The organism is Actinoallomurus rhizosphaericola (assembly GCF_024055675.1).
Classification (GTDB): Bacteria; Actinomycetota; Actinomycetes; order Streptosporangiales; family Streptosporangiaceae; genus Actinoallomurus; species Actinoallomurus soli.
Window position 1 is genome coordinate 1 of the sequence record NZ_JAMXMW010000018.1, and the last position, 13,263, is coordinate 13,263.

Annotated in this window: 9 protein-coding genes; 3 read left to right on the plus strand and 6 right to left on the minus strand. The window is 72.4% G+C overall.

The genetic code is table 11. The features are described 5' to 3' along the window. Window positions 1–155: 155 nt before the first annotated feature. On the plus strand, window positions 156–1,967 hold the full coding sequence (locus tag NE234_RS32465; RefSeq protein WP_252784695.1) for an ABC transporter ATP-binding protein: 1,812 nt from the start codon (window positions 156–158) through the stop codon (window positions 1,965–1,967). 12 nt (window positions 1,968–1,979) lie between these two features. On the opposite strand, the gene NE234_RS32470 is transcribed toward NE234_RS32465, so the two are convergent. From NE234_RS32470 to NE234_RS32480, 3 genes are read right to left on the minus strand one after another with little or no spacing between them, the layout of a single operon-like run. Continuing rightward, the gene (locus NE234_RS32470) at window positions 1,980–2,798 is read right to left on the minus strand and encodes a TrmH family RNA methyltransferase (protein WP_256529800.1); all 819 of its coding nucleotides are present in this window, start codon (window positions 2,796–2,798) and stop codon (window positions 1,980–1,982) included. 26 nt (window positions 2,799–2,824) lie between these two features. Beyond that, window positions 2,825–3,832, minus strand: coding sequence for a cytochrome d ubiquinol oxidase subunit II (locus NE234_RS32475; protein ID WP_252784696.1), 1,008 nt, complete (start codon window positions 3,830–3,832; stop codon window positions 2,825–2,827). Then, window positions 3,829–5,214, minus strand: coding sequence for a cytochrome ubiquinol oxidase subunit I (locus NE234_RS32480; protein WP_252784697.1), 1,386 nt, complete (start codon window positions 5,212–5,214; stop codon window positions 3,829–3,831). Before NE234_RS32480 ends, NE234_RS32475 begins: the two co-directional genes overlap by 4 nt. Before the next feature lie 59 nt (window positions 5,215–5,273). Here NE234_RS32480 and NE234_RS32485 point away from each other — a divergent pair, with 59 nt between their 5' ends. Beyond that, window positions 5,274–6,449 (plus strand): winged helix DNA-binding domain-containing protein, encoded by a 1,176-nt coding sequence (locus tag NE234_RS32485; RefSeq protein WP_252784698.1) that lies wholly within the window; start codon window positions 5,274–5,276, stop codon window positions 6,447–6,449. 62 nt (window positions 6,450–6,511) lie between these two features. Here the strand turns inward: NE234_RS32485 and hrpA are convergent, their stop codons facing one another. From hrpA to NE234_RS32500, 3 genes are all read right to left on the minus strand, one after another. Further along, on the minus strand, window positions 6,512–10,384 hold the full coding sequence (gene hrpA / locus NE234_RS32490; RefSeq protein WP_252784699.1) for an ATP-dependent RNA helicase HrpA: 3,873 nt from the start codon (window positions 10,382–10,384) through the stop codon (window positions 6,512–6,514). Window positions 10,385–10,574: 190 nt separating this feature from the next. After that, the gene (pgeF, locus tag NE234_RS32495; RefSeq protein WP_252784700.1) at window positions 10,575–11,282 is read right to left on the minus strand and encodes a peptidoglycan editing factor PgeF; all 708 of its coding nucleotides are present in this window, start codon (window positions 11,280–11,282) and stop codon (window positions 10,575–10,577) included. 32 nt (window positions 11,283–11,314) lie between these two features. Beyond that, window positions 11,315–12,355, minus strand: a complete 1,041-nt coding sequence (locus tag NE234_RS32500) for an NAD-dependent epimerase/dehydratase family protein (RefSeq protein ID WP_252784701.1) — start codon at window positions 12,353–12,355, stop codon at window positions 11,315–11,317. Between the two features lie 130 nt (window positions 12,356–12,485). Between NE234_RS32500 and NE234_RS32505 the strand changes: the two genes are divergently transcribed. Beyond that, the gene (locus tag NE234_RS32505; RefSeq protein ID WP_252784702.1) at window positions 12,486–13,247 is read left to right on the plus strand and encodes a CoA transferase subunit A; all 762 of its coding nucleotides are present in this window, start codon (window positions 12,486–12,488) and stop codon (window positions 13,245–13,247) included. The last annotated feature ends 16 nt before the right edge of the window (window positions 13,248–13,263 follow it).

Here is a 13,263-nt window from a genome sequence, read left to right on the forward strand (position 1 = left end):
CGATCCGCTCCCACAGGCTGTCCCGCACGATCCACGGAGGCTGCTCGCCCTTCTTCACGGAAGATGATCAAAGCTGCCCGGCAGCCACCGTGGGACCAAAGTGATCATTTTGTTAGGACCTCTTAGGGGAGCTGGCCGCCACGAGTCTGGCGGGCATGAGCCGCCGGCTGCCCACCCTGGTCGGCGCGGCCATCCGCCTGGCCTGGCGGGCGAGCCGGTTCGACACGACGGCGACCGTCCTGCTGAACCTCGCCGCCGGCGTCTTCACCGCGTACGGCCTGCTGGCCACGTCCGGTGTGCTGACGGCGCTGTTCGCCGGTGGGGCGACGCCCGACCGGGTGCGGGCGGCCCTGCCGTCGCTGGCGCTGGTCGCGGGGGCGGCGGCGTTGCGCTCCGGGCTGCAGGCGGGGGCGGGCTGGGCGCAGGCCCGGCTCAAACCGAAGGTCAACCGCATGGTCGAGACCCGCTTGTTCGACCTGACCATGCGGGTGGACCTGACGGCCTTCGACGACACCGACTTCCACGACGCCATGCACCGGGCCCGCCAGCGCGGCCTGTACGAGGCGTCGGCGGTGGTCCAGGAGGCGATCGACATCCTGACCGGCCTCGTCGGGCTCACCGCGGCGGCCGGGGCCCTCGGCCTGCTCCATCCCGTACTGCTGCCGCTGCTGCTCCTGACGGCGGTGCCCGACGGGTGGGCGGCGGCGCGATCGGCCCGGATGCGTTACCTGGCGATCTTCACCCTGTCCCCGGTGCGCCGGCGCAAGTGGGTGCTCGCGGAGCTGATGGCCGACCGGGACTCCGCCGCGGAGATCCGGGCCTTCACGATGCGCGGTTTCCTCGGCCGCGAACACGACCGGCTCGGTGCCGAGGAGTGCGGGGTCCACGTGGGTCTGGCCCGCCGGCAGACGGTCGTGCAGGTGCTCGGTGAGATCGTCGGTGGTCTGGCGACCGGGGCGGTGTACGTCGTGCTGGGCGTGCTGCTCGCGACCGGTGCCGTGCCCCTGGCCGTCGCGGGAACCGCGGTCCTGGCGATCCGCAGCGGGAAGACCTCGCTCGCCTCGCTCCTGTTCGCGGTCAACCAGTGCTACGAGTCGGGCCTGTACTTCGCCGACTACCTCGACTTCTGCGCCCAGGCCGAGCAGCGGATCCCCGAGCCGCGGAACGGACCGGTGCCGGTGACCTTCGCCGCCATCTCCGCCGAGGACGTCTGGTTCACCTACCCGGGAGCGGAGGAGCCCAGCCTCCGCGGCGTGTCGGTCCGGATCCGCGCGGGGCAGGTCGTCGCCCTTGTGGGCGAGAACGGCTCCGGCAAGACGACCCTGGCCAAGATCCTGGCCGGGCTGTACCGGCCCGACGCGGGCGAGGTCCGCTGGGACGCCGACCGCCTGTCCGAGGTGGACCTCGAACGTCTCCGGGAGAACGTCGCGATGATCCCGCAGGACTACACCCACTGGCCGATGACGGCACGGCACAACATCGCCATGGGCCGTACGCCCGACGACGCCGGGATCGCCGAGGCGGCGAGGGCCTCCGGGGCGGACGAGGTCATCGAGCCGCTCTCCCACGGGTACGGCACGCTGCTCGACCGGCGTTTCAAGGACGGCCATGAGCTGTCGGGCGGGCAGTGGCAGCGGATCGCGGTCGCCCGCGGCTTCTACCGGGACGCTCCGCTGCTGATCTGCGACGAGCCCACCGCCGCCCTCGACGCCCGTGCCGAACACGCGCTGTTCGAGCGGATCCGCGGCCACGCCGACGGCCGTACGGTGCTGCTGATCACGCATCGGCTCGCCAGCGTCCGCCTCGCCGACCAGGTCTACGTCCTCGACCACGGCAAGGTCGTCGAGGAGGGGCCGCCCGCCGCGCTGCTCGCGGCCGGCGGCGTCTTCCGTGAGCTCTACGACCTGCAGGCGCGGGCGTACCGGCTGGAGACCGGACGGCCGGGCGAACCGGATCCGGGGCGATGAGCCCGGCGGAGGTCAGAGGGTGGCGTGCCGCCGGATCCACTCGTACATCGCGACGCCGCTGGCGACACCCGCGTTGATCGAGCGGGTCGAACCGAACTGGGGGATGTGCAGGACGACGTCGGCGGCCTCCCGGGCCTCCTCCGACAGGCCCGGCCCCTCCTGACCGAACAGCATGAGACACGCGGTCGGCAGCTCCGCGCTCTGGATCGGACGGGACCCGGGCAGGTTGTCGATGCCGATGATCGGCAGGTCGCGCTCGCGGCACCAGGCCACCAGGTCGCTCGTCGCCGGATGGTGCCGTACGTGCTGGTAGCGGTCGGTGACCATGGCGCCGCGCCGGTTCCAGCGCCGCCGGCCGACGATGTGCACCTCCGCGGCGAGGAACGCGTTGGCGTTGCGGACGACCGCGCCGATGTTGAAGTCGTGCTGCCAGTTCTCGACGGCGACGTGGAAGGGATGCCGCCGGGTGTCGAGGTCGGCGACGATCGCCTCGTTGCTCCAGTACCGGTACTCGTCGACGACGTTGCGCCGGTCGCCGCCCGCGAGCAGAGCCGGGTCGAAGCGCGGGTCGTCCGGCCAGGGCAGCGGATGCGGCCCGACCCCCACCGGCTCGGTCTCGCTCTCCGGAGCGCTCACCGGCGCCACGCCGTCTCGCGGACCGGCCACGGCCCCTGCGTCGTCCCGCGGGTCGATCACGGGCGCCGCGCCGTCTCGCGGACCGGCCACGGGCGCCGCGCCGCGCGGCGGAACGCGATCAGGTGCCGCGGTCTGCTCCGGGCTCGTGCGGTTCGTCGGATCCTGTGGGGGATGCGGTGCGACGTCGGACGTCATGCGCCCGAGCATAGAAGGTCGTCACGCTAGTCCGGCTCGGCGTGCCTGCTGCGCTGGAACAGTGTGAAGAGCCAGACGAGCGACGGCACCAGGAGGACCAGCCCGATGAGGACCGAGGCCAGCGTCGTGCGCAGGACGGTGGCCTGGGCGGCGGCGTTCATCACGGTGACGTGCGGCGGCAGGAGCAGCGGGTACTGCGCGACGGGCCAGCCCCAGATCACCGCGGCGACGGCGAGGGCCGCGGTGACCCGCGCGAGGGCGTACCGCCGTGCCGCGAGCAGCGCGAGCGAGACGATCCCGGCGACCGCGGACAGGACGACGATGGGAAGGGCCCGGCCGATCAGGCCGGAGTACAGGCGCGGCGCGTCCTGGCGGATGACGAAGATGCCGCCGATCACGATGACGCCCGTGACCACCGCGGCGATGATCCCGCGGTGCCGGAACGCCTCCGCCAGGTCCCGCCGGCCCTCCCGGCGCGCGTCCGCGGTGAGGTAGACGGCCGCGAGGTACGCGGTCGTTCCGATCGCGAGCACCCCTCCGAGGAACGAGGTGGGGTTCACCCAGCTCCCGACGATGTCGCCCTTCGCGAGGCCGGCCGGGACCCGCCCGGAGGCCACGCCGCCCGCGATGGCGCCGAGGAAGAACGGGGTCACCACCGAGGACAGCGCGAACGCGCCGCCGAACAGCCGCAACTGCCAGAGCTCGGTGCTGGCCTTGCGGAAGGCGAACGCCGCCCCACGCGCGATGATGCCGAACGCGACGAGCGTCAGCGGGATGTACATCGTGGAGGCGACCGACGCGAACACGATCGGGAAGCACGTCCAGAAGATCACCAGGACGAAGATCAGCCACACGTGGTTGGCCTCCCAGACCGGCCCGATCGCGTGTTCGATGAGCCGGCGCTGGCCGTAACCGCGCCGCGGGCTCCCCGCCAGGGTGTCCCAGAACCCACCGCCGAAGTCGGCGCCGCCCAGCAGGGCGTACATCATGACCCCGGCCCAGGCCAGGGCCAGCACGGCCTGGGCGGCGGTCACGGCGCGTACTCCTCGGTCCAGCCCTCCTGCGGCGCGGTGACCCGCTGACGCCGCAGGCGGTCGAGCACGTACACGGCCGCCACGGTCAGGACGGTGTAGACGGCCAGCAGCGAGAGCAGGCTGATCCACAGGCCCGGCACCGGGTTGACGGCGTCGGACGTGCGCATGTACCGCCAGACGATCCAGGGCTGCCGGCCCACCTCCGTGGTGACCCAGCCGGCCTCCAGGGCGACGACGGCGGCCACGCCCGCGATCGCCGAGAGCCGCAGGAACCAGCGGGACCGCGGGAGGTCGCGGCGCCGCCACCAGGCGAGCGCCAGCCAGAGCCCCAGCAGGACCAGCCCGAACCCGATGGTCACCATGACCTGGAACCCCAGGTGGACCGGGTTGACCGGAGGGCGGTCGGCGGGCGGGACCTCGTAAAGGCCGTGCACGACTGTGCCGGGCCGGTACCCGACGAGCAGCGACAGCGCGTCCGGGACCCGTACGGCGTACCGCATCCTGCCGCCGACGTACAGCCCGCCGATCGAGAGGGGCACGTGGGACCCGGTCTCGTTGAGGCCCTCGATCGCGGCGAGCTTGGTCTGCTGGTTGGTCGCCAGGAACCGCGCCATCGAGTCGCCGACGATGACCTGCACCGGGGCGATGATCGCGGCCGCGGTGAAGGGGAGCAGGAACCCGATGCGGTGGTACCGGTCCCGGCGGCCGCGGAGCATGCCCACCGCGTAGACGCTCGCGATCCCGAAGCCGGAGACCATGAACGCGGCCAGGACCATGTGGAGGACCTGGCGGGGCATCGCCGGGTTGAACATCGCCGCCCACGGACGGACGTTGACGGGCATCCCGTTCACCAGGTCGAAGCCGCGGGGCTGGTTCATCCAGGCGTTCGCCGACACGATGAAGAACGCGGACGCGACGCCGGCCACGCAGACCGGCAGCCCGGTCAGCACGTGCCAGCGGCGCGGCAACCGGTCCCATCCGTACAGGTAGATGCCCAGGAAGATCGCCTCGATGAAGAACGCGAATCCCTCCAGCGCGAACGGCAACCCCACGACCTGGCCGTACCGCGCCATGAGTCCCGGCCACAGCTGGCCCATCTCGAACGACAGGATCGTGCCCGAGACCGCGCCGACGGCGAACAGCACTCCCATCGCCTTGGCCCAGCGGTGCGCGAGACGGATGTAGTCCTCGTTCCCGGTACGGTGCCCGCGCCACTCGGCGAACACCGTGAACGCGGGCATGCCGACGCCGAAACAGGCGAGGATGATGTGCCAGCCGAGGGAGAATCCCATCTGCCCCCGCGCCGCGAACAGGTCGATCGGGCCGCCTCCGGCCCCGAACGGTTCCGGCATGGCGACCGTGTACCCGCGCAGCACGAACATCACTCTCCGTGATCGCCTCGAATCCCGGAAATGTCGGCGGGTCCGGTCATAATCGGCGGATGACCGTACGGGCGATAAAGAGCGAGGAGCGCCGGGCGCGCCTCGGAGCACGGCACCACCTGGCGGATCCGGCGGACACCGCCGTCGACGTCGCCCGCGCGCTGGTGGCGCTGCACGGTACCGACCCGGCGTCGGTGCACCTCGCCGCGGCGGCCCGCATGCGGGTTCCCGACGTCGGCGCGGTCGAGCGGGCGCTGTACGACGACCGCCTGCTGCTTCGGATGCTGGCCATGCGGCGGACCGTGTTCACCGTCCCGGCCGAGTCGGCTCCGATCGTCCAGGCGGCCTGCTCCGACGAGGTGGCGCGGCGTGAGCGCCGTAAGACCGTGCGGTACATCGAGGAGGCGGGCCTCGGCGACGACGCCTGGCTACGGGAGGTCGAGGAGGCCACGGTCGCCGCGCTGCGGGCCCGCGGTGAGGCGTTCACGCCCGACCTGTCCGCCGACGTGCCGCGACTCAAGGAGCGGATCGTGCTGTCGGAGGGCAAGGCGTACGAGGCCCGGCCGACCATCGCCAACCGGGTACTGCTCGTCCTGGCCGCCGAGGGCCGGATCATCCGGGGCCGGCCACGCGGCTCATGGACGAGCAGCCAGTTCAGCTGGTCCCCGGCCGAGGCGTGGTGGCCCGGCGGCCTGCCGCGCGTCCCGGCGGAGGAGGCGCGCGCCGAGCTGATCCGCCGATGGCTCGGCGCGTACGGGCCCGGGACCGCCGCCGACCTGAAGTGGTGGACCGGGCTCACGCTCACCCAGGTCAGGAGGGCGCTGGAGCTGATCGCGGTCGAGCGGGTCGAGCTCGACGGCGAGGACGGGTACGTCCTGGCCGAGGACGTGGAGCCCGGGCCCGACCCCGGTCACTGGGTCGCGCTGCTGCCCGCCCTGGACCCGACGGTCATGGGCTGGGCGGGCCGGGACTGGTATCTCGGCGAGCACGGCCCGCTCCTGTTCGACCGCAACGGCAACGCCGGTCCCACGGTCTGGTGCGACGGGCGGGCCGTCGGCGGCTGGGCGCAGCGCGCCGACGGCGAGGTGGTCTGCCGGCTGCTGGAGGACGTCGGCACGGAGGCCGCCGCCGCGATCGCCGCCGAGGCCGCCCGGCTCACCTCCTGGCTGGGCCCCGTCCGGCTCGCCCCGCGCGCCCGGGGCCGCTCCCCGATCGAGGCGGAGCTCGTCGCCTAGGACCTGTCTCGAAGCCGCGCAGTAGGACAGCGGGGCTTTGAGGCAGACCCTGGGACCGGGGATCAGGAGGCGGTGGCCTGGTCGAGGGCCTTGAGGATGCGCTTCTCCGAGACGGGGTAGGCGGTGCCGAGCTGCTGGGCGAAGACGCTGACCCGCAGCTCCTCGATCATCCAGCGGACCCGCCGGATCTCGGCGTTCCCGGGCCTGGCGTCGCGGGCCCGGATGTAGGCGGCCTCGACCTGCTGGACGCGCTGCATGCGCAGGCGGTCGCCGTGCGGGTCGTCGGGGAGCTTGTCGAGACGGCGTTCGATCGCGCGCAGGTAGCGCAGGAGGTCGGGCAGCCGACGGCGGCCGGTGACCGTGACGAAGCCGGGGTAGATCAGCCGGGACAGCTGCGCCCGGATGTCGGTCAGCGCGGGGATCAGCGTCGGGCTGTTCGTGCTCTTCAGCCTGCGCTCGACCTGGTGCGCGGCCGCCAGGACGCGCTGCACGTGGGCGAGGACGTCGGCGGCGGTGTCGGCGAGGTCGGCGCGGACGTGGTCGGTCAGGCGCCGGAACCCGGCCTCGTCCCAGGCGGGGCCGCCGCCCTCGGTGATGAGATGGTCGGCGGCGCAGGCGACGCAGTCGTCCAGCAGCTTCGGGACGCTGCCGTGGGGGTTGTGGCTGAGCACCAGCTTGGCCTGGTTGTCCAGTTTGCTCTGCAGGTACTTCAGCGGGGAGGGGCTGTTCAGCAGGACGAGCCGCCGGGTGCCGCGCCACATCGCCCGCTCCTGCTCGGCCTCCGTGGCGTACGTGCGCACGGCAACGCTGTCGCCCTCGTCGGTGAGCGCCGGATACGCCCTGACCCGGCCCTGCTCGTACACGCGCGGGAGCGTGCCGATGTCCCAGGCGCGCAGGCCCTTCCGCTCGATGTCGTCGGCGGCCTTCGACAGCGTCGCGGACACCTTCGGCGCCAGGCGGCGCTTCAGCGCGGCGAGGTCCTTGCCCTCGGCGAGGGTGCGCCGCCGGTCGGTCACCCGGTAGGTGATCTTCAGGTGGTCGGGGACGCGGGACAGGTCCCAGGCCTCGCGCGGGACCGTGACGCCGGTCATCGCGCGCAGCTCGCGCTCCAGGGCGTCGAGGAGCGGCCCCGAGCCGGGGGTCATGCGGGCCAGGACCTCGCGGGCGACGTTCGGCGCGGGCACGAAGTTGACGCGCAGCTGCTTGGGCAGCGACCGGATCAGCTCGGTCACGAGGTCCTGCCGCAGGCCGGGGATCTGCCAGTCGAACTCCTCGCCGCCGACCTGGTTCAGCACCGGCAGCGGGATGTGCACGGTCACGCCGTCGGCGTCCGTGCCCGGCTCGAACTGGTACGACAGCCGGAACCGGTGCCCGTCCGCCTGCCAGGCGTCGGGGTAGTCGGCCTGGCTGACCTCCCCGGCGGCGTCGTTGACCAGCATCGACGTCGAGAAGGTGAGCAGCTCCGGCTCGTCGCGCTGCGCCTTCTTCCACCAGGCGTCGAAGTGGCGCGCGGAGACGACGTCGGCGGGGACCCGCTCGTCGTAGAACGCGAACAGGGTCTCGTCGTCGACGACGATGTCGCGGCGCCGCGCCCGGTGCTCCAGCTCCTCGGCCTGCTCCAGCAGCCGGCGGTTGTCGCGCAGGAACCGGTGGTGGGAGTCCCAGTCGCCCTCGACCAGCGCGTGGCGGATGAACAGCTCACGGCACAGCTCCGGGTCGATCCTGGCGTAGTTCACCTTGCGCTGCGCCACGATCGGCACGCCGTACAGCGTGACCCTCTCGTACGCCATCACCGCGCCCTGGTTCTTCTCCCAGTGCGGTTCGCTGTAGGTGCGCTTGACCAGGTGGCCGGCGAGCGGCTCGACCCACTCCGGCTCGATCTTGGCGGCCATGCGCGCCCACAGCCGGGACGTCTCGACCAGCTCCGCCGCCATCACCCAGCGCGGCGGCCGCTTGGCGAGCGCGGAGCCCGGGAAGATGGCGAACCGGGCGTTCCGGGCGCCGAGGTACTCGCGGGGGCCGCGCCGGGCGTCGTCCTTGCCGCCTCCGCCGTTCTTCTTCTCGGTGTCCAGGAGGCCGATGTGCGACAGCAGGCCCGCCAGGAGCGAGACGTGGACGCGCTGCGGGTCGGCGGGCGTGGTGTTCATCGTGACGCCGAGGTCCCTGCCGACCTGCCGCAGCTGCCCGTAGATGTCCTGCCACTCGCGGATGCGCAGGTAGTGGAGGTACTCCTGCTTGCACATCCTGCGGAACTGGTTGCCGGACAGCTCCTTCTGGCGCTCTCTCAGGTAGTTCCAGAGGTTGAGGTACGCCAGGAAGTCCGACTCCTTGTCGGCGAACCGGGCGTGCTGCTGGTCGGCGGCGGCGCGGTTGTCCGCCGGACGCTCGCGCGGGTCCTGGATCGACAGCGCGGCCGCGATCACCATGACCTCGTCCACGCAGCCGTTCCGGTCGGCCTCCAGCACCATGCGGGCCAGCCGCGGGTCGACGGGGAGCTGCGCGAGCTTGCGGCCCAGCTGCGTCAGCCGGTCCCCGTCGAGCGCGCCGAGCTCCTGCAGGAGGTTCACGCCGTCCTTGACGTTGCGGCGGTCCGGCGGGTCGATGAACGGGAAGTCGAGGATGTCGCCCAGGCCCAGGTCGGTCATCTGCAGGATGACCGAGGCGAGGTTGGTGCGCAGGATCTCCGCGTCGGTGAACTCCGGGCGCGCGAGGAAGTCCTCCTCGGAGTACAGCCGGATGCAGATGCCCTCGGAGACCCGGCCGCACCGGCCCTTGCGCTGGTTGGCCGACGCCTGCGAGATCGGCTCGATCGGCAGCCGCTGGACCTTCGTACGGTGGCTGTAGCGCGAGATCCGGGCGGTGCCCGGGTCGATGACGTACTTGATGCCCGGCACGGTCAGCGACGTCTCCGCGACGTTGGTGGCCAGGACGATGCGGCGGCCGCGGTGCGACTGGAAGACCCGGTGCTGCTCGGCCGTCGACAGCCGGGCGAACAACGGCAGCACCTCGGTGTTCTTGAGTTTGCGCTTCTCCAGGGCGTCGGCGGTGTCGCGGATCTCCCGCTCGCCGGACAGGAACACCAGGACGTCGCCCGGCTCCTCCAGGGCGAGCTCGTCCACCGCGTCCATGATCGCCTGGACCTGGTCGTCGTCCTCCTCGACCGGCCGGTAGCGCACCTCGACCGGGTAGGTGCGTCCGGACACCTCGATGATCGGCGCGTCGTCGAAGTGCTTGGAGAACCGCTCGGGGTCGATCGTCGCCGAGGTGATGATCACCTTGAGGTCGGGGCGCTTGGGCAGCAGACGCTTGAGGTACCCCAGGATGAAGTCGATGTTCAGGCTGCGCTCGTGCGCCTCGTCGATGATCAGCGTGTCGTAGCGGCGCAGCATCCGGTCGCGGGACATCTCGGCGAGCAGGATGCCGTCGGTCATCAGCTTGACCAGCGTGTCCTCGCCGGAGTGGTCGGCGAAGCGCACCTGGTAGCCGACGGTCTCGCCGAGCTCGGTGCCCAGCTCCTCGGCGATCCGGTCGGCGACGGTCCGCGCGGCCAGCCGGCGCGGCTGCGTGTGCCCGATGAGCCCCTTGACGCCCCGGCCCAGCTCCAGGCAGACCTTGGGCAGCTGGGTCGTCTTGCCGGACCCGGTCTCCCCGGCGACGATCACGACCTGGTGGTCCGCGATCGCCTTGAGGATCTCGTCCTTCTTCTGGCTGACCGGGAGGGCCTCGGGATAGGTGACCGCGGGGATCGCGGCGCGGCGGCGCGCGACGCGGCGCTCGGCGGCCTCGACCTCCGTGGCGACCTCCGCGAGGATCTTCTCCCGGGCGTCGGCGGCGCGCACCTTGCGCAGTCCGTCGAGACGACGACGTAGCCGATGCCGGTCGCGCAGCATCAGCTCGGGCAGGCGGGTCTGCAGGTCGGTAATCGAAGATCCCATCGCAACCGGAAGGATAGGCAGGCAGCCGGACAGTCCAGCCTCCGGCGTCCACCGTGCCCGATCGGCGGGCACCGCGCCACCCGATTTTCGCCGCCCTCAGGCCGGCGGACCGGGGCGCACGTTCCAACACCGTTTCGTCGTGATCTGTTCCGGCACGATCACCCGCGCCGGATCTCGATCGGTATCGCGCTCACTCCAGCCAGATGAGCCCGGCGAACCGGCCGGTACGGCCCTCACGGCGGTAGGAGTACAGCTCGGGGCTCTCGATGGTGCAGCGCGCGTCGTGCCGTACGTCGGCCACGCCCACGGCGGTGAGCTGCGCGGTGATCCCCGCCCTGATGTCGAGCGCGGGCGTCCCCTGCCGGGTCGTCGACCAGGCCGCGGGCAGCACGGCGGACACCTCGTCGCGCAGCTCGGCGGACACCTCGTAACACGAGCCGCAGGCGTTCGGGCCGATCAGCGCGATCATCCGGGCCGGGTCGGCGCCGCGCGCCGCCATCGCCTCGACCAGCGCGGGGACGACACCGGCGGCCGTGCCCACGCGGCCCGCGTGGGCGCCGCCCACCAGCCGTGCGACCGGATCGGCGACCAGCACGGGAGCGCAGTCGGCGACGAGCACCGCCAGGGCCAGGCCCCTCTCGCCGGTGTGGACGCCGTCGAGGGCCGGCGGGTCGTCACCGAAGGGCTCGGTGACGTACCGGACGTCGGCGCTGTGCACCTGGCGCATGTACACGACCCGTTCGACCCCGAGCTCGGCGGCGGTCTTGGCGCGGTTCTCCCGGACCGCGGCCGGATCGTCCCCGACGCCGCCCCCGAGGTTGCGCGAGTCGTACGGCGCGGCGCTCGTCCCGCCGGACCGGTCGGTGAAGACCGCACCCACTCCATCGGCCAGCTGCATCGGCCCGCTCCTCCCGCTCTCGGCCCCCGACGTTACCGGGTTCTCGGATGCTCGTCCGGGTCCGCGCCCGTCGCCGCCCAGGCGGCGAGGATCCGGCGCTCCTTCTCCGGGGCGATGCCCTGTCCGCCTTCGACGGCCCGGTCCCTGGTGATCTTCTCCTCGAGGATCCAGGACCACGTGTCGCGGACCGTCTCGGTGACCGGGCGGCAGCGCAGCCCGGCGCGCAGCGCCTTCTCGGAGGAGGGCAGCCAGACGCCCGCCGACGCGGGGCCGTCCGCGGTCCACATCGGCAGCTCGGTCCACTCGGTCACCTCCTGGGCGAGGAGGAAGTCGTCCTCCACCCACGTCGGCACGGCGTCCGACCCGGTGACGCGGACGCACTCGTCCAGCAGCGCGCCGAACGTCGTGTTGCCCGGAACCCCGCTCAGCAGGAACCGTCCGGTCGCGCCGTCCGTCAGCCGCGCCAGGCCGAACGCGGCGATGTCCCTCGCGTCGATCAGCTGCATGGCGCGGCCGGGGTCGCCCGGTGCGAGGACGGGCCCGCCGGCCGCGACACGGGTCAGCCACCACGTCAGCCGGGGCACCTGCTCGCGCGGCCCGACGATCAGTCCCGGGTTCAGGATCAGGACCCGGCCGTCGAATTCGGACTCGACCGCGCGTTCGCATCCGGCCTTGAGGGCGTTGTACGGGACCTCGGCGTCCGGCCCGGCGTCCGGCGGGCACGGCAGCAGCGCGGAATCCTCGTCGACCCGCCGCTCCGGCCAGTCGGCATGGGCGTGCACGGAGGAGACGAACAGGTAGGCGTCCGCGTGGCCCGACAAGGCCCGCGCCGACCGCCCGACGACCCGGGGCACGTACCCGCAGGTGTCGATGACCGCGTCCCAGCGGCGGCCCTCGACGAGCCGGCGCAGGTCGTCCTCGTCCTCTCGGTCGCCTCGGATCACCTCGGCCCCGGGCACGTCCGTGCCGCTCCGCCCGCGGTTGAACGTCGTGACCCGGTCGCCCCGCCGGAGCGCCTGCGTCACGAAGTCACGGCCGAGGAAGACGGATCCGCCGATCACCAGGAGTCGCATGATCCGATCGTCGATCATCCCGACCGGCCCGAGCGAGATCTTTCGCGAGCGGCGGAAGCCGGACCCCGGGATTTCCGCTCAGCGGAAGGAACGCGGTGGCCGGGGCCGGGCGGATTGACAGGGTGGGGACATGGACAAGGTGCTTCCCTCGGCCGCCGAGGCCGTGGCGGACATCGGCGATGGCGCGTCGATCGCGGTCGGCGGGTTCGGGCTGTGCGGCGTCCCCTTCACGCTGATCGACGCGCTGTACGAACGGGGCAGCTCGGAGCTGTCGATCGTGTCGAACAACTGCGGCACCGTCGGCCGGGGGCTGGGACGCCTCCTGGACGCCGGCCGGATCATCCGGGCGATGGGGTCCTACGTCGGGGAGAACAAGGAGCTCGCCCGGCGCTACCTGTCAGGGGAGATCGAGCTGGAGCTCGTGCCGCAGGGGACTCTGTCCGAGCGCCTGCGCGCGGGCGGGAGCGGCATCCCGGCGTTCTACACCCCCGCGGGCGTGGGCACGCTCGTCGCGGAGGGCGGTCTGCCGTGGCGGTACGGGCCGGACGGCGACGTCGTCGTCGCCTCCCCGCCGAAGGAGGTCCGCGAGTTCGGCGGCCGGTCGTACGTCCTGGAGGAGAGCGTCCGGACCGACTTCGCGCTCGTCCGCGCCGCGCGCGGGGACCGGCACGGCAACCTGGTGTTCGACAAGGCCGCCCGGAACTTCAACCCCCTGTGCGCCATGGCGGCCCGGACCGCGATCGCCGAGGTCGACGAGCTCGTCGACTTCCTCGATCCGGACGAGGTCCACCTGCCGGGGATCTTCGTGCGGCGCGTGGTCGCGCTGACCCCGGAGCAGGCCGCCGACAAGCCGATCGAGAAGCGCACCGTTAGAAGGTCGAGCGACCGATGAGCTGGAGTGAGGCCGC